Below are 18,662 nucleotides of genomic sequence, written 5' to 3'. Positions count from 1 at the left end.
ACACCCCGTGATGCGCCCGGTCCTTCGTCCACAGGTACGTCCGGCGCACCTTCGTGAGGTCGGTCCGAGGGACCTATCCTGACGCGATGCGACAGGGGGAAGTGTGAGCGATCCGGTGGCCCGGTTCCGGGAGGCGGAGGGCGCTCTCAACAACAAGACGGTGAGCCTCTTCCGGCAGCCCGTCTGGGGTCCGCTGGTGTTGGCGACCTTGATGGACGCTTTCGAGGCGGGTCGGCAAGAGATCCCCGCCGAACAGTTCCATGTGCGGGCGGCGCACGCGTTCGACGCGATTCGCGAGCAGTCCTCGAGTTTTCCGGAAGGGCTGGACGACCCGAAAGCCGTCCGGGACCGGTGCAAGTCCTGGGTCGGCGACGGGTGGATGGAACGGCATCTGCTCAACGGCACCGAGGTGTACCGGCTGACGGCCGTGGCGCGGGAAGCCATCGCGATCTGCCGGCAGCTGTCGAGCACCCGTGCGGCGATGAGTGAGTCGCAAGTTCGGGTGGTGCTCGATCGAGCCCAGGCGTTGGCGGTGAAAGCCACCTCGGACTCGGCGGCGCGTCAGCGCTCGCTGCGGGACGAGATTGCCCGGTTGGAGTACGAGACCACGAAACGACAGGCAGAGCTCGCTCGGCTGGAGGCCGGCGGAGCAGTGGAGACCGTCGACGACGAAGAAGTTCTCAATGAGTACCTGATCCTGCGAGACGACATCGACCGCATCCCGAGCGACCTGAAGCGCGTCGAGGAGTCGTTCAGCGCCATGGCGCACAACATCCGCGAAGACTTCCTCACCGAAACCCGTTCGCACGGCGAGGTATTGGGCGAGTACTTGCAGCGGGCGAACAACCTCGTGGTCGCCGATCGCTACGGTCGTGGATTCGAGCAGGCCAAGCGAATGCTCAGCGATCCGCACCTTCGCACGGAGCTGGCCCGCCACCTTCAAACGATCATGGAGCACCCGTTCGCGGAAGTCCTGGCTGACCGGGAACGGTCCGAGCTGCAGCAGACCGTCAACATGATCGCCGAGAGCGTCTCCGCGGTGTTTGCCCAGCGTCGGGAGATGACCAAGCGGCTCACCTCCTACCTGACCGCACATGACGCCAGTCGCGAGCGCGAGCTCGACGACGCCTTGCGAGGAGCACAGGGGGCCTTGCAGAAGTGGTCGGCCGAGCACGGGATGCGAGACAGGCTGCGGCTCCCGGTGGGGTTCACCCGTACGGACGGTGACGACCCCGACGAGCCGGTCTGCAGCATCGGTGAGGTGAGCACCGCTGACGTCGCCACGATGCGCGAACGTGCGGTGGGCAAACCGGCAAGGACTGGCTTGACCCCGCTCAGCGCCGCCACCGGGAGCGGTGGGACGCCGATATCTCTCGAGGACGTGCGGTCCAAGGGCGGGCCGTTCTACACCGAGCTTGCAGCGGCCGTTGAGATCGCCACGTCGAGCGGCGGGGCCGCAGCCGGTGCGGACATCTACAACCGGCTGCCCAGCAGGACCCGTCGTCCCGTCGACCTGCTCGGGATGCTGGCGATGGCGGCCCAGGAGGGTGCATTCGACTGGGACTTGCCCTTGGAGGAGTACTACGCGATCCGACCGGACGGCACGGAGCAGACGTTCCTCGCGCCGTCCCTCACGTTTGTGGCACAGGGAGCGGACACATGACCGAAGACGGCGCCATCGAGTGGGAGGACGGAGAGGACGGCGAGAGCCCAGCCCTCTTCGAAGGCGACCGAGGCACACTGCCGCTGGAGGCTCGGAAGGCGCTCGTCCTTCTCTTGAAACGCACTCACCTCAACGGCGTATCGCGCCCGGCGGAGTGGCGGGCACTCCTGGCTCACCGTGGTGATGTCACCGCGCGCCTGCACGACATGTTTCTTGAGCTGGTGATCGATGTCGAGAACGAGGTGGCCTACAAGCGCCAGGCCGGCCGAGAGCTGGGGCGAATGTTCACCACGCTGCTCACCGACCGCGCCTATACGCGGGAGGAGGCGGCGTTGCTGCTCCATCTGCGTGGAGAGCACCGCAACGCGCGTCGCCGAGGCGACCCCATCGCGTACGTCGAACGGAACGACCTGGCTGACGCCGTCTCCTACGTCCGCCCCGCGGAGACGATGGACCACGTACGTGCGGACGAGGCCGTCGTACGCGCTATCGACGCCCTCCTGCGGGAGGGGTTCCTGATGAGGGACCCGAGTGACCCGGACCGGCTTCAGGTGTCACCGGTCATCGAGACGCTCCTGACGACTGAGCGGACGAAGGAGTTCGTGCACTCGGTGCGCACGGCGGATGACGTCTCGACGAGCGAAGACGCGACCGTCGAGAGCGACGTTCTCGATGAGGATCTGGGGGTGACCATCGATGAGTGACGACGTCTTGACGCTCGACGGGATGGCGACGGTGACGGAGACCGCCCAGCAGTGGCGGCTCGAATCCCTGCAGCTGTGCAACTGGGGTGGGTTCGGTGGCTTTCACCGGATCGACATCGACGCCGAATCCACATTGCTGTCAGGCAATTCCGGCTCTGGCAAGTCAACCGTCATGGACGCCTACACGGTGCTGATGCACGACACCCGGACGCCCTTGAACTCGGCCTCGAACGACACCTCCGGTGGTCGCGCGAGAGGTGGTGGCAGGGCCACAGGAGAGGGCGCTCGGACTGTCCTGTCCTACGTGCGTGGCCAGTTCAACCGAGGGGACGACCCGGAAGGCGACCTCCGCCCGCTCACTCTCCGCGGCGACACGGACACCTGGTCCGCGCTGGCGCTGGTGTTCGCCTCAACCTCGGGCGCGCGGTACAGCGTGATCCGCACCTTCTTCGCACCGGTCGGTGCCGGCAAGCCCAGCGACGTGAAGACCCGATTCGCGACGTACGACGGTGCGATCGACCTCAGTCGCTTCGAGGCACACGCCGAGAGTGAGTTCCTCGCCGGACCGATGCAACGCGACTTCCCCGGGATCCAGTTTCACGAGTCGTACGTCCGCTACGCCGCCAAGATCCATGACCACCTCGGCATCGGAGCCCATGGCGACGGCGCTAAGGCTTTGCGCCTGCTCTCAGACCTGCAACGCAGTGCACCGGTCCAGACCGTCGACGCGCTCTACAAGCGGATGGTCCTCGAGCGTCCCCGCACCTACGACAAGGCCGAAGCGGTCGTACGGTCCTTCAAGCATCTGGACGGCCTGCACCAGAAGATGCTCCGAGCAGAGGCACAGGTCGGCGTCCTGGACGGGATGGAGGCCGAGTACGCATCGCGGCGCGCAGCAGTGGACGAGATCGAACGTGTCGACACATACAGGCTGGCGGAGCCCGAGTCGTCCCCCTTCACGCTCTGGGCACGGCGGACTGAGTCCGACGCCTACGACGCGGAAAGCGCTGCGGCCAAAGCAGATCAGGCTGCGGCAGAGGACCGTCGCGACCAGATCTCAGCCCAGATCGTCGACCTCGACGACCGGGTCCTGACCGTGCGACAGCTGCGGCAGGACAAGGGCGGCGACGCCATCGACGTGGCCAACCAGGAACTAGCCCGGCTCAACCTGCAGCTGAAAGGCGTGCAGACCGCGCGCGCTCGCTACGAGGAGGACACCCGAGACCTCCACGTTGAGGTGCCTGGCACTCGCGCTGAGTTCGAGGCGGCGCAGAGCGAGGCACAGGCGTTCGTCGACAGCTTTGATGAGCGCTGGACGGGTATGCAGGACGAGCGCGACGAGGCGCAGTACAAGGCTCGCCAACTCACCGAGCAGCGCAACGAGCACCTGAGCGACATCAACGACCTGGAGAGTCGGACCGGCAACATCTCCCGACGTCGCCACGCTGTCAGACTCCAGTTTGCCCAGGCCGCAGGGCTTCGCGAAGAAGACCTGCCCTTCGTGGGCGAGCTGGTCGACATGCAGCCAGCACACGAAGACTGGCGGGTCGCCGCCGACGCTGTCTTGGGCGGCTTCGCCAACACGCTGGTGGTCGACGAACGCCACGGAGACCGACTGCGCGCCTCCATTGACTCCATCCAGGCTTCGGAGCGGCTGGCCTTCGAAGGCGTCCCGATCGACGTGGCAGCGCCGGGCATCACGTCCGAGACCACGCTGGCGGGTCGCCTGATCGTCAAGGAGGGGCCGTTCACCGGCTGGCTCCGCGACCACCTGGACCGCCACTACGGGTACGAGTGCGTCGCCGGCGTCAGCGACCTGCGCGACGACGACACGTCCCGTGTCACGATCGCCGGCCAGACTCGCCGCGGACAGAAGGGCGCGCACGGCGGACACGGCCGACGGGTCATCGGCTTCTCCAACCAGGGCCGCATCGACGAGCTCCGACGCGCTATGGCCGAGCTTGATCGCGATATCCAGGCTCAGGCCGCTCAGGTCTCGCAGCTGGAGCAGGAGATGAAGGACCTGCAGATCCGCCGACACGCGAATGTCCGCATCAGCCAATACCGCTGGACCGACCTGGACCTGGAGCAGGTCCACGATCAGATCTCCGCCGGGGAGGAAGCACGGCAGCGCCTCCTGGATGCCAGCGGCGACCTCGAAGCGCTCGACCGCGAACTTGAGACTCTCGTGCGCGAGCAGCAGGGGCTGTACGGCCTTCGGGGCAAAGAGGACGGGACCATCCAGGACTGCGAGCAGCGTCGCGCTGTCCTTGACACCGAGGTGGACGCCCTCCGGACCCGACTGTGGCGCATGGAAGACGACGGAGTCGCGATCGCGGACGACGATGCAGCCGCCCTTCGAGCGGACCTCGACGAGACCGGCTGGAGCGGACGACTGGCCGACTTGAAGACCCACCTGAGCATCATCGAGCGGGTCCTCAAGCAGAAGCAGACGGTCGCGAGCGCTGAGCGCGATCGACGCGAAAGCGAGCTGACAGCTCGGTTCCAGCGCTACCAGGACAACTGGCCCAGCAACAACATCGGTGCTGGCATCGCGTCCTACCCCGACTATCTCGCCATCCTGCAGAACCTGACCGGGCAAGGCCTGACCCAGCAGCGAGCCGACTGGGCGAAACAAGTGGTCAAGTGGGGAGGCGAGGACGTCTCCGATCTGTACTGGGCGTACGAGCAGACGCTGCAAGAGATCGACCAGCGCATGGAGCCCATCAACAAGATCCTCGCCCACATCCCGTTCGGAGCGGCGCGATCAACGCTGCAGATGAGGGTGAAGCGGCGCGCGCCCGTCGAGGTGCGCACGTTCAAGGAGGAGCTGCAGGCCCTGTCGAGCGGATCATTGGGGCCACGCGCCAGTGACGAGGAGATCGCGGTCAAGTTCGACGCCATCCGCGACGCGATGAAGAAGATCGCGACCGAGCCGGACAACCCGACCAAGTGGACCCCGGAGGCGGATGCCCTGCTCGACGTCCGCCGGCACCTCACCGTGCGCGCCGAGCAGATCACAGACGGCCTCGTGACCGCAGTCCATGCCTACCTGGGTGACAAGTCCGGTGGCGAGACTCAAGAGCTGGTGGCGTTCATCGTGGGCGCCGCGCTCCGGTACCAGCTCGGCGACGAGCTACGGGACCGCCCCCGCTTCACCCCGGTCCTCCTCGATGAGGCATTCATCAAGGCAGACGGGCGGTTCGCAGGACGGTCCGTACAGGCGTGGAAGGACCTCGGGTTCCAGCTGATCATCGCGGTGCCGGAGAGCATGGTCACCGCGCTCGAGGCGTCGATGAACCTCGTACTTGCCGTCACCAAGAACGACGAGGAGTACTCGTACATCGCACCCATGCTGAAGAAGGGTGCGACGTGAAAAACATTGAGGCTATTCGTGATTCGGTCCGGCGCCGACTCGAGACAGGGTGGCATCTGGACGTCACAGGCAGCGCCGAAGACGCACGCTGGCCGCACACGTTCGGGTTGCAGCCACCGTCCAGCGCGGACGTCGCGACCCACTACGCACAGGTGCAGGACTGGGCGCACCGGTGGCACGAGTGGGCGGCTGCTTCGCCGGTCGGCCTGGCCACCGAGCCACGCCGCATCCGCGGCATCCCCGAGACGCTTCCGAAGTCAGTGACGGTCGACTCGGTCGACGCCGCCGCGACGGTCGCTGCGGCCGGCTGGCCCCGACGCATCGCGACAGCCAGGCAGCGGGCCGCGGTCATCGGCGAGGAGTTCCCGGACGCGGACGTACCGACCGCGTTACGCCTCGCTGCCCCGCTCTCGGACGTCGACTTCGGGCTCGCCTGTGACGCCGCCGCGTGGTTCCGACGCACGGACCGGGCGGAGTGGGAGCAGCTCACCCCTCGCCAGGTGCCCATCGAAGGACTGCACGGGAAGTGGCTGAACACGCACAAGCCTTTGGTCCGCGTGCTCGCGAGTCTGAACAAACTCACCCTCGCCAAGCGTCCAACCCGGGTCCACTTCACCTACGCCGACCCCAAGCACCTGCAGACCGGTCGCGCACACGACTCGTTCACGCTGGACGACGTGGCCGAGCCGGCGTACGAGCCGGAGGTGGTGCTGATCTGTGAAAACAAGGACACGGTGGTGCTCTTCCCGCCGACCCCTGGTCTCATCGTGGTCGAGGGCGAAGGTAAGGCCGCGATGCGCTTGCTTCCCCAGGTTCCATGGATTCGGGAAGCGTCCGAGGTGATCTATTGGGGCGACCTGGACGCCGACGGCTACTTCATCCTCAATGGGCTGAAGGAGAAACTGCCGCAGGTGCGGTCGATGCTCATGGATCGCGCGACCTACGAACGCTTCGAACGTTTTGGGTCATGGACCGACGCCAAGGGCGTGCCGCTGAAGGTGGGCCGGCGCGAGCCGGTCAAGGACCTCAACGATCATGAACGCAGCGTGTACGAGAGCCTCACCGACCCCGCGTGGACGAGGACGCGGAAAGTCGAACAGGAGCGCATCCCGCTGGCGTTCGCGACGGCAGCCCTCGCTCGCGCACGGATGCACTGACAGCACGCGGCTGCGTCGCTATAGTTAGGCGTATGCCTAAGTATTACGACGAGCTCGACGACGTGATCCGCGCTCTCGCGGACCCGACGCGTCGGGCTGTCGTGGAGCGGCTGGCGAAGTCGCCGGCCGTCGTGTCCGAGCTGGCGGAGCCGTTCGCCATGGCGCTGCCGTCGTTCATGCAGCACCTGCGCGTCCTTGAGGACGCGGGCGTCATCAGCTCGGAGAAGCACGGCCGTGTCCGCACCGTGACCCTGCGCCCGGGCGCCCTCGACGTCCTGCACCTGTGGCTCGGCCAGCAGCGCACCCCCGCCGAACATCAAGCCGAACGGCTCGGCATCCACCTGACTCGCAAGGAGACCTGACATGACCCGCGTACGGATCGATCTGAACATCTCGCTGGACGGCTTCGCCTCGACCGCCGACCAGTCCCCCGAGAACCCGATGGGCGAGGACTGGGGTCGCCTCACGGAGGCGTACGTCGCGACTCGCACGTTCCAGTCGCGAGTCCTCGGCAACACCAACGGCGCCGGTACGACCGGGGTCGACGACGCGTACGCCGTCGCGTACTTCGAGGTCGTCGGCGCCGAGATCATGGGCGCGGGCATGTACGGCCTGCACGCCTTCCCCGACGACCCGGAGTGGAAGGGCTGGTGGGGCGACGAGCCGCCGTTCGGCTGCCCGGTCTACGTCCTCACCAGCACGGCGCCGCGTCCGTCGATCCCGATGCAGGGCGGCACGACGTTCCACTTCCGCGCCGCCGCGATCGAGGACGTGCTCGCCGAGGCGACCGACGCTGCAGGCGGCCAGGACGTACGCGTGGGCGGCGGTGTCAGCACCGCGCGCGAGTTCCTGCGCGCCGGCCTGGTCGATCAGCTGCACGTCGCGATCGCACCGATCCTGCTCGGTCGGGGCGATCGGCTGTGGGACGACCTGCGCGGCCTCGAGCTCACCCACAAGGTGACGACGGAAGTGGCCGAGAGCGGCACGACCCACGTCACCTTCGCGCGATGACCGAACGCCGACTGGCCCGCTCCGGGTTCACCTTGACTCGCGACTATCCCGTTCCGGTCGAGCGGGTCTGGGATGCGTTCGCCGACGAGGATCAAAAGCTAGCCTGGTGGGGCGCCGGCGACGCCATCGAGCCCGGCGAGTGGGCGTACGACTTCCGCGTCGGCGGACGTGACATCGCTGAGGGCAAGTTCCACGAGGGTCCGGTCTCGCGGTACGTGGCCACCTACACCGACATCGTCGAGCACGTTCGCATCGTGACGACCTACGACATGTGGATCGACGGGGTCCACATGTCAACGTCGTTGGCATCGTTGGAGTTTGAGCCGATCGAGGCGGGCACTCGGTTCACCCACGTTGAGCAGGGCGTGTTCTTCGACCGGTTCTGGGCCGACGGGGCTGGCCGCGAAGAAGGCACCCGAGGACTGCTCGACGCTCTGGGCAACTACCTCGCGTAGAGGTTGCATGCGGCCAGCCAGACGCGTGACAGTAGTGCCGTGGCTGCCAAGCGCTGGATCACCGTCCGAGTCGAGCTGGTCTCCGGTCGTGGCGAAGAGTTCGACCCGCCGCCCGGACGCGATCTCATCCTCCCGCCGCGTACGACCTTCGCTGGGTTGGGCGAAGCGATCGACCTGGCGCTCGCGCGCTGGGATCTTTCGCACCTGCGTCAGTTCGAGCTCGCTGATGGCACCGTGGTCGCCGATGAGGAAGGCGTGGCCGACGCGATCGGCTCGACCCAGCTCTTGACGGCGATCGTCAAGGAGCACGTCAAGCCGGCCGACCGCTTCACGTACGTCTTCGACCTCGGCGATGAATGGACGCACGAGTGCACGGTTCTCGGGTTCGCCGACCCTGACGAGGTCCTGGGCATCACGCCGAAAGTGCCGATGGCGTACTGGGTTGGGGCACTATCCCCGACCAGTACGGTCGGCGCTGGGCTGAGGACGACGGCGAGCGTGAGCCGCCTCCTCGCGTCGCGTTCGACATGCCGGAGCCGGAGCCGGTCGCTCTCGGTGAGGTCCGGCGTACGACTGTGGCCGGTGACGCGGCGGGCCTCATCGAGGCGTTGCGCAACCGCTCCATCGATGACGCGCTCCAGCAGGTGGGCGGTGCGGTTCAGACGGTTTATCTCGCCGAGCCCTCAGACCGGCGGGACGCGCTCGCGCCCTATGTCCTCACCATCGCGCAGCGGTTGGGGATGCGCGCGTGGGAAGGCGACGAGATCTTGGCCGATCAGCTGTTGCGTCTCCTGAGTGGCAAGCCTGCCGACGGCACATCGCTGCGCGTTGACCTGGATGAGCTCACCGATGCGCTGTCTCACTCCGGGGAGGAAGAGGGCGCGTACGTCGACCGAACGACCGGCGAGGTCGTTCCGGCGTTCGTAACCAACGAAGGGACCGTCGGTGAGGATGACGCCATTGACGTCGAGGGCGAGCAATGGTTGTACCTCGACCGTGAGCAGTCGGAATGGCAGGACATGGCCGACTTCGCGGCATCCGTGACTGAGCCGGATGTGCGTCGGGCGCTCGAGCATGCGATCCATGGCAAGGGTGGGTTCTCGCGGTTCCGATCAGCGGTCCACGAGCACGACGTGAACCGTCGGTGGCAGGTGTACTCATCGGACCGCGTGTGGGGCCGGGCGCGAGAAGTGTTGCTAACTCACGGGATTCGTGCCGTCTGAAATTTTCTGATCCTTGGGCTTCGGAAGGGAACGACGCCCGGAGCATCACCGAAGGTCATCCACAACCCAAGGGCGGACCGGTCGCCGTCCACAGGTGGCAACGAGCTCTTCGAGTGGATCGTGTCGGCTCCCTAGCGTGGTCGCATTCCCATCTCAGGAGCGTGATGCCGTGAACGACTTGCAAGAGCAGGCGTGGCTGGACCAAGAGGACGCCAACGTCAGGGACTGCGTCCGCACATATGGGTGCTTTCTGACCTATGTGCTCGCCGGCCGGAAGGAGACCAGCACGAGCTTTTGCTACACGACAGGTCTGTTCGGGATCGGCCACCCGGAGCTGATTGTGTTCGGGCTGTCACAAGCTACGGCTGGCGGTCTGCTGAACCTCTGCTACGCACGGGTGCGCGACGGACACGATCTGATGCCTGGCGAGATCTTCTCCTTCGCTGGTGCGCCCGAGCGGGTGCGAGTCGAGGTGTTTCCTCGACCTGGTGATGTGCTCTACACCGCCAATCGGTTCTATGAGCGACCCGACGAGTTCTCGGTCCCGGCATATCAACTCACCTGGGACGTGGAAGGCGCCTTTCCGGAAGATGCCGGCTATCCGTATGGACCGCATGTACAGCCAGCGCCGGGGACATTCGTTCTCGATGAGGACGACGAGTGTGGCTGTGGCTGTGGCTGCTGAGCGCGATGCGCTGCCTCGCTATCCCGAGCCCCCAAGGTTTGCGCGCCGACGCTTGAGCCCGCGGACCAGGTCGCGTTGGCGGCGGGTGTCGAACGGCACGGCCCCGCCATCGATTCCCTCAATCACTGGCTCGGTCGCTCGCAGCACCTCGTCGAGAGCCCTCACGGCAGCACGCTCAGGCAACCCGATCGTGTCCGCGAAGGTGAGAAAACGCTTGCGGGAGAAGCCATCTCGTCGACCGGCGAGCGAGAGTGCAGCCGTGTGGTCGGCGTACGGGATGGTCGAGGGGATGTCGTAGATCGGGACGACCTGCCACTCGGATCCGCGGCGGAGGACCGAGATGTTCTTGGCGTGTAGGTCGCCGTTGCCGGTTGCCCAGGCGAAGGCAAGCTGCGTGAAAACTGCTCGTAGTGCTAGTGATCGGGCGGCGGAGACCTCGCCGATGCGTTGCGCGACGGCCTCCGAAGTCACGGTGTACTTGTCCGCCGGATGCCGGTCCAGCAGCTGCGAGGCATCCTCGACCGCGTGGGCGACCAGCACATCCCCATCGAGGGACCTGTCGAAGCGGGTCACGAGGAGGCCCGCCCGACCGTTGCGGTCGTGCACGACCTCCGCCTCCGCGACCGGGTGTCGCAATCGTCGGGCAACTGCCAGGAAGTACGCCTCGTTCTCAACGACGTGCGGGTACTCCGGTGGGTTCAGCTTGAGCAGATGAGCACGACCCTGATGCGCGAGTGGCACGGTCAGCATCCGGCCAGACACCTTGTCCTGCGCGCCGGCCAGAGCCGACGGGTCGACGATGCCGGAGTCGGCGAGCAGGTCGGTGAAGTCCAGGTCCGCGAATGATCCCGAGGTGACTACGGGGCTCTCCGGGAGCGATGGCTCGACTCCATGTGGGAACACCTGCACGTCGCCCACCGGATCGCGTCCGACGGCCAACAGCAAGGACAATTCGTCGTCCGCTGACGTCTTGACTGTCTGGCGCAGGTTGGTGAGCCGCCGCCCCTCGGGAAGCAGACCGGCGAAGTACGCCGGCACGGCGCCCCCCACAGAGTGTCGAGGCTCCTCGCTCAGGGGCAGCGTTGTCGCGACGGCAGGAGCGCCCGACGCGAGGTACGCCGGCAAGTAGGCGAACGTCGTACCGCCCGAGTCCCTCGTGAGAGTCGCAGCCAGCCGGCCGGCCTTGTAGACGTCAGCGACTGCGACGTCCCGTGGGTCGGGGGCGCCCATCAGCTGCCTCGGATCTCGACGCGCAGCTCAAGACCGAGCGCATCGAGCAACGAAGTGAGCTTGTCCAGGCGCACGGTTGGCTTGTCGCGCTCGACCTCGCGGACGAACCTCTCGGAGACGTCGGCCAGTTCCGCCAGCTCTTCCTGGCCGAGGTGGAGGTCTCGGCGCCGCGTACGCACTGACTCACCCAGGCTCGTCATCGCGCCTCTCCCGGCTCAGTGTGAGACCGGCACGATCGCGCCGGTTGAGACCAGGATGACGGTTTGGGGGCCTGTTGTCGAGGCAAACCGGCACGAACGTACCGGTTCGGTGTATCTGACCGGCCACAGAGGTGAAACCGGCACGATCATGCCGGTTCTGTCCGGGGCGGCAGCATCAGGGTGTCGAGCGCCGCGAGACCGGTACGCCGACACGTTCCGGGACGTGCCGGTCTCGAGCGCCGAGTAGTCGCTGGTTACAGACCAGACAGTCTCGATGGGTCAGGTCGGTCAGCGCGATGTACGAGACCCGCAGTGGTCCGCCTTCGATCCAGACCGGACCCAGTGTCTTGCCGTGGGGTGACTGCCTGATCCTGGCGACGAGGAAGCGCACCCGCGGCGCCTGGTCGGTGTCCGACACCAGATGCGGCGCGATGACCGGGGCACCATTCATCAGGTGATGCATCCACGCCATCGCATCGGCACCGATCCGGAGGCGTAGACCGCGACTTGCTATGGCGGAGAACGCAATGGGCACATCCGCGAGGTACAACCCCGCGGCCGCCATCGTCGTACGCAGCTCGCTGGCCTGTCTCATCGCGGTCGCCTCTGCAGGCCGCGTCGGTCGTGCTCGCTGAGGCCGCCCCAGACACCGAACTCATGCCCCGCGGCCAGGGCGTACTCCAGGCACGCTCTTCTCACCGGGCAGCCGGCGCAGACTCTGGCTGCGTAGGTGCGGTGCTTGGTACGACTGGCGCGTCTCGTCGGCCACCACCGGTCCGGGTCATCGCTGCCGGTGCACAAAGCCAGGACCACGAGCGAGAGTGGTGGTGCCGGCGCGAGGTCGATCGGCGCGCTCATGACCGGTTCACGCTCGCGCGAGGTGACGGGCCGGGGCACGGTCGGCATCCTGGGTGACCTCGCGGATCACATCGTTCAACCGCCGCGCGGCGACCTGGCGGCGGGTCAGGCGGCGCAACCCCGCCCGTACCCGCACCTCGTTCACGGCCTCAGTCAGCACATCACCCAGCCGCGTGCACCCACCGCCCTGCGGGCCGGCCGGGTGCGGGGAGAACCGCTCCAGGTCCTGCCACACCTGCACCAGCATCGCGTCCATCCCGATGCAGTCGCGCAGATGCTCCACCATCGCCGGATCATCAGCAGCGGCGACCATGTCACCGCGGTGCCGGATCAGCAGCCGCAGCATCGGCGGCTCATCGAACTCATCCGCGTACGGCTCGTACTCGGCGATGATCGCCACCGCCCGACGACACCGCTCCGCATTCGCCTCCACCGACGAACCCCGAACACCCAGCACCAGCAGATCCGCCGGCGCCCAATCAGCCACCTCTTCAAACGTGCGGCCAGTGCCACTCGTCTCCCTCGACGAACCCCCGCCACCTGCGGCGGGGGTGGGCCTCTCCGGGCCCGGCACTCCGTGGACGTCGAATCTCGTCATCGCTCAGACCTCTCGCTCTGCCGTGCCGAAACGCACTCGACCGGACGCCTTGTTGCTCGCCCAGGTCGGACTGGCGTCGGCTCACGAGTCCACGGTGCATCGGCGTAAAGGCTTCCTTCTTCCCGTCCATGGGTGTACCCATGAGGGGGATACGCGCGCCGGCCCGCCACGTCATCGTGGGCTTCTTAAGCGCAGGTGGAGGACGCACAGGGTGCCCATGCATTTGACCGCTGCAATACCAGCGCACGTGCTGGACCGTCCGGACATGCGGGATGCCCTTGCCCGGCACGACTTCGGGCAGGTGTTCGCAATCTCCCGGAAGTGGGCAGGGATCAGCTACTCCAAAACTGGGGCAGCCTGTGGCATCAAGCCCGAACGCGTCGGAACGCTGGCACGCGGCTTGGGCGCCATTACGTCTTTCGAGAAGATCGTCCAGATCGCCGACGCGCTCCTCATACCTGGACACATGGTTGGTCTCGCCCCACGAGCGTGGGAGAACGTGCTGCAGAGCACTGCCAACGGAGAGGCGCCCGCCATTCCGATGCTGGACGGAGATGAGTGCGTGTTCCGAAGGGACTTCATCAAGTCGGGCGCCGTTCTCGGTGCCAGCGTGGTTGTTGGGGGTCCAGCGGGTAGCGGAATCCGTCGCATAGGTTCTGATGTTCCCGCCAGACTTCGACAGCGCACGGCTCGCTTGCGACGACTCGACAATGTGCTGGGCGGAGGCGATACGTTCCGTATCTATCTCGCTGAGTACCGGGCAACGAAGAAGAAAATCAACGAAGGGACCTACTCCGAGGCAACGGGACGCAGCTTGATTTCAGTCCTGGCGGAGCAGGCCCAGCAGGCCGGGTGGGCAGCGTTTGATGCAGGCGAGCAAGATAAGGCTGTACGCCTATATCAAGCAAGCCAAGTCGCGGCAGAGGCCGCGGGTGAATCCCTGCTGGTGGGCAACGCTCTCGCCTTCCTCGCGTACGAACAGATCCAGTCGGATCCGCGTGAAGCTGTGCGACTCGCCACCGCGTCCTGCGAGGCGGCCGGCGCGGCGGCCGTCGGGTCGGCTGGTGCTTTGCTGCATGAACGCCGCGCTTGGACGCATGCCGTAGCTGGCAACGCGTGTGAAGCGGAGCGGGCGTTGGACACAGCACGATCCGTTCACGCTTCTGAAAGCGGCGAGCCTGATCCTGATTGGTCGACATGGGTGGACGAGACCGAACTGCAGATCATGGCCGGTCGATGTTGGACGGAACTGCGTCGGCCCTTGCGGGCCGTCCCGATTCTCGAGAGCGTCCTTGAGACCTTCGATGACGCGTACGCTCGAGATAAGGCCCTATACACGTCTTGGCTGGCAGATTCCTACCTGAGTGCTGGAGAGGTCGAAGAGTCTGCTGCAGCTGCGAACCGGGTTCTCGATCTCTCGGCAGGAGTTGCCTCCGTCCGACCGCGGCGCCAGCTCGCGCGGGTCATCCAGAACCTCGCGGAGCATTCAGAAATTGGTGCGGTCTCTCAGGTTCTAGACAAGGCTCGAGCGAGCTAAGAATCTTCGCTCGGGTCGGTGGCATTCCGGATCCACTCCAAATATTCCGGCGAACCCATAGCAATTCTCATTGCCACAACCTCCGGATTGGTCCACGGGTGGTGCTCAACCAGAGCGCTCCGTAGCTCCTCGAAGCGACTCACGTGCGTGCGAAGAACAAGCCGCCATTCCTCGCCGGTGCCGAACGCATCGAGGTGCCAGAAGGTCGATGTAATCGGGCCCGTAATTTGGGCTCCTGCGGCGAGGTGGCCCTCAACCGCAATACGGGCAAGTTCTACGGCGGCATCTTTGGTTTCGGTTGCCGTACTGACTTCCAGGAAGTCTGACGGTTCGGTGCCACCGACGGTCTGGCCGCTGGCGCCCGGCCGTGGGGCGTCCTGATCTGGTTGGCTCGACTGACTCATCACGCCACTCTCTCCGATCTGTCGGTCGTCAAGGATCCATCTCGCGACCACGTTAGAGGTACGGCAGGCGAGGGCAACTACGTCGAGCGCGTCGTCACCGGAGGCACGGCATACTCGCGAAGCAGGAGGGGGTGAGGTGGCCCTGTGGCATCAACGGTTCAAAGAGCTGCGGCTCGCCCGCGACTGGTCGCTGACCGACGCGGCCATCGCGTTCTGCGCGGCATCGGACCTTCACGCGTCGGACCGGGTCGAGACGGTCCGCCGCCAAATCCCACGCTGGGAGAGTGGTGAGACTGCGCTGCCGTGCGCCCAGAATCGGGCAGCGATCGCGCGCATGTTTGGTCTCCCTGTGCGAAACCTCTTTCCCACCAGGCAGATTGCTGATCCTGCCTTGCCGTCACGTTTGGCACCGGACACCCTGACCGAACTGATGACACGGCTGCATTCGCGACGAGTCTCGGCGTCTGCGTTGGAGCAAGTCGCCGGTGAGGTCGACCGGCTCTGCACCGAGTACGCGAGCCACGACAATCACGTCGTCCTGGCTGAGGCCGAGCAGTGGGGCCAGGAACTTGTCGGGCTCAAAGAGCAGCTGGACCTGTCCGGCATGAAGGAGACCCTGCGACTTCTTGGCTGGCTCTCGCTGCTGCGCAGCTGCCTGCTCTACGACACCGGTGACGAACTGGGGGCCAACCGTGCTCGACTTCACGCGGTCGGTATCGCAACGGATCTAGGCGACATGCGCATGCTGGCCTGGGGCTCGGAGATCACCGCCTGGATCGCCCTCACCAAAGGTGATCTCGTACAGGTGGTCGCCGCGGCCAACGCCGGCGTCGAGATGGCTCCGCACTCCGACGTCGCGGCGCAGCTGCACGCGCAGACGGCGAAGGCGTACGCGCGGATGGGCGACCGCCACAAGACGGAGGTCGAGCTGGAGAAGGTCCGCCGCGTCCTCGATCGCATCGCGATGCCTGAGAACTTGCGCAACCACTTCGCAGTCGACCCGACCAAGGCCTCGTTCTACGCGATGGATGCCTACCGAGTCCTCGGCGCCGATTCATTGGCATCGGCGATGGCCAATCACGTCGTCGCGACGAGCCAGACGCCCTCTCATGTGATCAGCCCGATGCGCCTTGCCGAGGCGGTGCTCACCAAGGCCACCGTGGCTGCGCGCGCAGGCGACGTTGCCGGTGCCGTCACCCTGGCCGAACGGGCGCTCGGACAGGACCGACACTCCGTTCCGTCCCTTCGAATGGTCGCGCAGGAGACCGCGCGTGAGATGGGCCGCACAGACCCACGTGCAGCCGCCGACTTCGGCCACCACATCCGCACCCTTTCGTGAGTGCGACTGAGGGGGATCGCATAAGACAGCCGCCGCTGTTGAACTCCGGACCTTCACCGACCTCGACGTGATCCGCAGCGACATCCTCGATGTGTATGCCGACGTCCGCGCGCCAGTGCTCCACCTCCCGAACTACGCGGTCACTGCGTTCGGTGAACGGCTGGACCGGCACGGCGCAGACCCTGGGTTCACGGCGCTCCTCGCATACGCCGACGAACAGCCAGTCGGATACGCCTACGCCAACACCATCGAGCACGGCGACCGGTACTGGCAGCGTACGAGCCCGACTCCGGCACAGGCGTACACATCGCGAACTACCTTGGCTTTGAAGGAGATTGGGGTGCGGGAGAGTTGGCGGAAGACGGGCACCGCCCGGCGGATCCACGACGCGGTGCTCGCGACCGGTGATGAGCCGTACGTCACGCTGATGGTCAACTCGGCTGCCGGCGACGGGAAGGTCCATGCGCTCTACGAGTCATGGGGATACGAGAACATCGGGACGAGCCAGCCGTCACTGGCCTCGCCTGTCCTCACCGTCATGATCCGAGCGATTCCGAAGGCTACGGAGTCGTCGCCGTAGGTACGCCTGCGTCTCCTCCACCGACAGGGCCTCATTGACCAGACGTTCGAAGAGTCCTCGAAATGCCGCTACGTCGCCTTCATCTGAGAGATACAGGTCCGCGGTCTGTGCCTCTGACATGACAACGGCGGGCTGCTCGTTCGGGAAGGTGTAGATCAGGAATGACGACATCGCGACGGCTTGAGCGCCAGAGCCGTCGGGCAGCACGCGGAGGACGAGATGCTGCTGGTCAAGGGCAGTGAGGTGGCTGAGCTGATCCACCATCACGGAGTCGAGGCCGGGCCAACGGGTCAGTGCTCGTGCGTCCAGAACGACTTCGTAAGGCACGGCATCGCGCGAGCGGAAGTCAGCCTGTCGTTCGGCCCGCCGTTCGGCGATTGCGTCCGTGTCGGCGAGGCCCATTGCAGCGGCCACTGCTCGTGTGTATGCCGGCACTTGCAGGAGTCCCGGGATCGTCGCCATCTGGTACTGCTGCAGTCGTTCGACCCGGCTCTCAACAGCGCCAACTTCGCTCTGTCGCCTGCGAGATCCTCCCGCTCGCACGACCCACGCCCCACCGAGCTCTCCACGTCGGGCGGTGCGTGCAAGAAGTTCTGCCCGCACTTCTTCGGCCACGCCGTAGAAGTCCAGCAGGAGCGCCAGCTCGTGCAGGGATGCACCGAATCGCCCCGTCTCGATTCGCGACAGCTTCGGTTGCGACCAGCCGATCGAGCGGGCGACCTCTGAGCCTGAGAGTCCAGCCTCTTCGCGCATCCGACGTAGCTCGGCCCCGAGTTCAGCAAGCGATTGGTCAGCCACGGTCTCCTCCTATGCAGTAGTGCATAAGAGGAGACTACTGACTTGCCTTCCCATGGGGAAGCGCTCTGAGGCCCGATGCTCAGCGAACGCCATGGCTCGCTTGGTCGGGCTCACCTCCGGAGCGCTCGTTGAGCGCTGCGATCTCGAGGCGTAGTGCCCGGATCTCCTGGGTGAGTGCGTCGACATCGGCATCAGCTTCGGCCCGTACGCGGTCGGAAAGCCACGATGCGAGCGTCGCCGTGACACTGCCGAGAAGGGTGATCCCGCCGATCATGAGGCCGACGCCGATAAGTCGACCGTCACCAGTCGTCGGAAAGCGGTCGCCGTAGCCAACTGTCGTCATGGTGGTGATCGACCACCACCACGCGTCGCCGAACGTTTGAATGTTGGGCTCGGCGCCGTGCCGTTCGGCGTCGAGTACGGCAAGGGCAGCGAGGAACGACAGCAGCACGGCGCCGCCGACGAGATAGGCGACGACGCGACCGCGGAGACCAATCGTGGCGTGCCTGTTGACCACGTTCAGCAGAGCGACGAGACGGAGCAGCCGTAGTGGGCGTAGCAAGGGCAGGGCGATCACGACGAGGTCGAGAGCATGAGTGGCCGCCCAGCGGGCGCGATGCTCAGCCAGGACCAGGCGTACGACGTAGTCCACCGCGAACGCTGCCCACGCCACCCACTGCACGACGTCGCATGTGCGTCTGAGAGACGGCGAGATCCCGACGTCGAGAACCGGCACCGCGTAGGCCACCAAGAAGGCGACGGCGAGGACGAGCAGCGGCCACTCGCTCCACCGCTCCCAGCGGGCTGCTCGACGCGCTCGTTCCGTCATGACCGAACTCCGCCG

At 66.1% G+C, this 18,662-nt stretch carries 20 protein-coding genes and 1 pseudogene; 13 read left to right on the top strand and 8 right to left on the bottom strand.

The genetic code is table 11. The features are described 5' to 3' along the window. Nucleotides 1-103 precede the first annotated feature (103 nt). From VV02_RS01605 to VV02_RS01565, 10 genes and pseudogenes are all read left to right on the top strand, one after another. Nucleotides 104-1,663: a DUF3375 family protein gene (locus VV02_RS01605; protein ID WP_052589420.1), complete on the top strand. Its 1,560-nt coding sequence runs from the start codon at nt 104-106 to the stop codon at nt 1,661-1,663. After that, nucleotides 1,660-2,367: a DUF4194 domain-containing protein gene (locus VV02_RS01600; protein WP_052589419.1), complete on the top strand. Its 708-nt coding sequence runs from the start codon at nt 1,660-1,662 to the stop codon at nt 2,365-2,367. Before VV02_RS01605 ends, VV02_RS01600 begins: the two co-directional genes overlap by 4 nt. Next, complete coding sequence (locus tag VV02_RS01595) at nt 2,360-5,743, top strand: ATP-binding protein (RefSeq protein WP_052589418.1); 3,384 nt, start codon at nt 2,360-2,362, stop codon at nt 5,741-5,743. Before VV02_RS01600 ends, VV02_RS01595 begins: the two co-directional genes overlap by 8 nt. Further along, nucleotides 5,740-6,900 (top strand): Wadjet anti-phage system protein JetD domain-containing protein, encoded by a 1,161-nt coding sequence (locus VV02_RS01590; RefSeq protein ID WP_157063216.1) that lies wholly within the window; start codon nt 5,740-5,742, stop codon nt 6,898-6,900. Before VV02_RS01595 ends, VV02_RS01590 begins: the two co-directional genes overlap by 4 nt. A gap of 32 nt (nt 6,901-6,932) precedes the next feature. Then, complete coding sequence (locus VV02_RS01585) at nt 6,933-7,262, top strand: ArsR/SmtB family transcription factor (RefSeq protein WP_052589416.1); 330 nt, start codon at nt 6,933-6,935, stop codon at nt 7,260-7,262. Nucleotide 7,263: 1 nt separating this feature from the next. Continuing rightward, nucleotides 7,264-7,911, top strand: coding sequence for a dihydrofolate reductase family protein (locus VV02_RS01580; RefSeq protein ID WP_052589415.1), 648 nt, complete (start codon nt 7,264-7,266; stop codon nt 7,909-7,911). Then, nucleotides 7,908-8,366, top strand: coding sequence for an SRPBCC domain-containing protein (locus VV02_RS01575; protein ID WP_052589414.1), 459 nt, complete (start codon nt 7,908-7,910; stop codon nt 8,364-8,366). The genes VV02_RS01580 and VV02_RS01575 overlap by 4 nt, the downstream gene beginning before the upstream one ends. 39 nt (nt 8,367-8,405) lie before the next feature. Further along, nucleotides 8,406-8,753: pseudogene (locus tag VV02_RS27430) on the top strand (IS1096 element passenger TnpR family protein); the annotation flags it as partial. 140 nt (nt 8,754-8,893) lie between these two features. Then, nucleotides 8,894-9,589, top strand: coding sequence for a UPF0158 family protein (locus VV02_RS01570; protein ID WP_052589413.1), 696 nt, complete (start codon nt 8,894-8,896; stop codon nt 9,587-9,589). A gap of 169 nt (nt 9,590-9,758) precedes the next feature. Then, complete coding sequence (locus tag VV02_RS01565) at nt 9,759-10,274, top strand: DUF4262 domain-containing protein (protein WP_052596409.1); 516 nt, start codon at nt 9,759-9,761, stop codon at nt 10,272-10,274. A gap of 18 nt (nt 10,275-10,292) precedes the next feature. Here the strand turns inward: VV02_RS01565 and VV02_RS01560 are convergent, their stop codons facing one another. The 5 genes from VV02_RS01560 to VV02_RS01540 all read right to left on the bottom strand — a co-directional run bounded on the left by VV02_RS01560 (nt 10,293) and on the right by VV02_RS01540 (nt 13,049). Continuing rightward, nucleotides 10,293-11,504 (bottom strand): type II toxin-antitoxin system HipA family toxin, encoded by a 1,212-nt coding sequence (locus VV02_RS01560; protein WP_052589412.1) that lies wholly within the window; start codon nt 11,502-11,504, stop codon nt 10,293-10,295. Continuing rightward, nucleotides 11,504-11,704 (bottom strand): type II toxin-antitoxin system Y4mF family antitoxin, encoded by a 201-nt coding sequence (locus tag VV02_RS01555; protein WP_052589411.1) that lies wholly within the window; start codon nt 11,702-11,704, stop codon nt 11,504-11,506. Before VV02_RS01555 ends, VV02_RS01560 begins: the two co-directional genes overlap by 1 nt. Nucleotides 11,705-11,879: 175 nt before the next feature. Next, nucleotides 11,880-12,299 carry a hypothetical protein gene (locus VV02_RS01550; protein WP_052589410.1) on the bottom strand — a complete coding sequence of 140 codons (420 nt, stop codon included), beginning with the start codon at nt 12,297-12,299 and terminating at the stop codon, nt 11,880-11,882. Next, nucleotides 12,296-12,562, bottom strand: coding sequence for a WhiB family transcriptional regulator (locus VV02_RS01545; protein WP_179945351.1), 267 nt, complete (start codon nt 12,560-12,562; stop codon nt 12,296-12,298). Before VV02_RS01545 ends, VV02_RS01550 begins: the two co-directional genes overlap by 4 nt. 7 nt (nt 12,563-12,569) lie before the next feature. Continuing rightward, nucleotides 12,570-13,049 (bottom strand): hypothetical protein, encoded by a 480-nt coding sequence (locus VV02_RS01540; RefSeq protein ID WP_052589408.1) that lies wholly within the window; start codon nt 13,047-13,049, stop codon nt 12,570-12,572. Nucleotides 13,050-13,425: 376 nt separating this feature from the next. Between VV02_RS01540 and VV02_RS01535 the strand changes: the two genes are divergently transcribed. Then, nucleotides 13,426-14,697 (top strand): NsdA family TPR-like regulatory protein, encoded by a 1,272-nt coding sequence (locus VV02_RS01535; protein ID WP_218917332.1) that lies wholly within the window; start codon nt 13,426-13,428, stop codon nt 14,695-14,697. Here VV02_RS01535 and cutA read toward each other — a convergent pair. Beyond that, nucleotides 14,694-15,101, bottom strand: coding sequence for a divalent-cation tolerance protein CutA (gene cutA / locus VV02_RS01530; protein WP_179945350.1), 408 nt, complete (start codon nt 15,099-15,101; stop codon nt 14,694-14,696). The genes VV02_RS01535 and cutA overlap by 4 nt on opposite strands. Nucleotides 15,102-15,531: 430 nt before the next feature. Here cutA and VV02_RS01525 point away from each other — a divergent pair, with 430 nt between their 5' ends. Beyond that, entirely contained in the window at nt 15,532-16,440 is a 909-nt protein-coding gene (locus VV02_RS01525; RefSeq protein WP_157063214.1) for a hypothetical protein, read from the top strand. Nucleotides 16,441-16,507: 67 nt separating this feature from the next. Then, a complete protein-coding gene (locus VV02_RS01520) occupies nt 16,508-17,020 on the top strand; it encodes a GNAT family N-acetyltransferase (protein WP_052589405.1) in 513 nt (170 codons plus the stop codon). Here the strand turns inward: VV02_RS01520 and VV02_RS27425 are convergent. Both VV02_RS27425 and VV02_RS01510 read right to left on the bottom strand, forming a co-directional pair. Further along, a complete protein-coding gene (locus VV02_RS27425) occupies nt 16,952-17,773 on the bottom strand; it encodes a helix-turn-helix domain-containing protein (protein WP_052589404.1) in 822 nt (273 codons plus the stop codon). The two genes, VV02_RS01520 and VV02_RS27425, sit on opposite strands and share 69 nt — an antisense overlap. Nucleotides 17,774-17,897: 124 nt before the next feature. Further along, on the bottom strand, nt 17,898-18,647 hold the full coding sequence (locus VV02_RS01510; RefSeq protein WP_052589403.1) for a potassium channel family protein: 750 nt from the start codon (nt 18,645-18,647) through the stop codon (nt 17,898-17,900). Nucleotides 18,648-18,662: the final 15 nt, after the last annotated feature.

Origin of the sequence: Luteipulveratus mongoliensis, assembly GCF_001190945.1 — a bacterium.
Lineage (GTDB): Bacteria > Actinomycetota > Actinomycetes > Actinomycetales > Dermatophilaceae > Luteipulveratus > Luteipulveratus mongoliensis.
The sequence above is the reverse complement of the archived record's forward strand: the minus strand, read 5'-3'. Positions and strand labels throughout refer to the sequence as shown.

What these genes read in the sequence shown, in the direction of transcription:
- VV02_RS01555 (WP_052589411.1), bottom strand. Translation starts at nt 11,704, where the DNA reads ATGACGAGCCTGGGTGAGTCAGTGCGTACGCGGCGCCGAGACCTCCAC.
- cutA (WP_179945350.1), bottom strand. Translation starts at nt 15,101, where the DNA reads ATGAGTCAGTCGAGCCAACCAGATCAGGACGCCCCACGGCCGGGCGCC.
- VV02_RS01550 (WP_052589410.1), bottom strand. Translation starts at nt 12,299, where the DNA reads ATGAGACAGGCCAGCGAGCTGCGTACGACGATGGCGGCCGCGGGGTTG.
- VV02_RS27425 (WP_052589404.1), bottom strand. Translation starts at nt 17,773, where the DNA reads ATGCGCGAAGAGGCTGGACTCTCAGGCTCAGAGGTCGCCCGCTCGATC.
- VV02_RS01595 (WP_052589418.1), top strand. Translation starts at nt 2,360, where the DNA reads ATGAGTGACGACGTCTTGACGCTCGACGGGATGGCGACGGTGACGGAG.
- VV02_RS01575 (WP_052589414.1), top strand. Translation starts at nt 7,908, where the DNA reads ATGACCGAACGCCGACTGGCCCGCTCCGGGTTCACCTTGACTCGCGAC.
- VV02_RS01600 (WP_052589419.1), top strand. Translation starts at nt 1,660, where the DNA reads ATGACCGAAGACGGCGCCATCGAGTGGGAGGACGGAGAGGACGGCGAG.
- VV02_RS01535 (WP_218917332.1), top strand. Translation starts at nt 13,426, where the DNA reads ATGCGGGATGCCCTTGCCCGGCACGACTTCGGGCAGGTGTTCGCAATC.
- VV02_RS01545 (WP_179945351.1), bottom strand. Translation starts at nt 12,562, where the DNA reads ATGAGCGCGCCGATCGACCTCGCGCCGGCACCACCACTCTCGCTCGTG.
- VV02_RS01560 (WP_052589412.1), bottom strand. Translation starts at nt 11,504, where the DNA reads ATGGGCGCCCCCGACCCACGGGACGTCGCAGTCGCTGACGTCTACAAG.
- VV02_RS01580 (WP_052589415.1), top strand. Translation starts at nt 7,264, where the DNA reads ATGACCCGCGTACGGATCGATCTGAACATCTCGCTGGACGGCTTCGCC.
- VV02_RS01585 (WP_052589416.1), top strand. Translation starts at nt 6,933, where the DNA reads ATGCCTAAGTATTACGACGAGCTCGACGACGTGATCCGCGCTCTCGCG.
- VV02_RS01570 (WP_052589413.1), top strand. Translation starts at nt 8,894, where the DNA reads ATGCCGGAGCCGGAGCCGGTCGCTCTCGGTGAGGTCCGGCGTACGACT.
- VV02_RS01510 (WP_052589403.1), bottom strand. Translation starts at nt 18,647, where the DNA reads ATGACGGAACGAGCGCGTCGAGCAGCCCGCTGGGAGCGGTGGAGCGAG.
- VV02_RS01525 (WP_157063214.1), top strand. Translation starts at nt 15,532, where the DNA reads ATGACACGGCTGCATTCGCGACGAGTCTCGGCGTCTGCGTTGGAGCAA.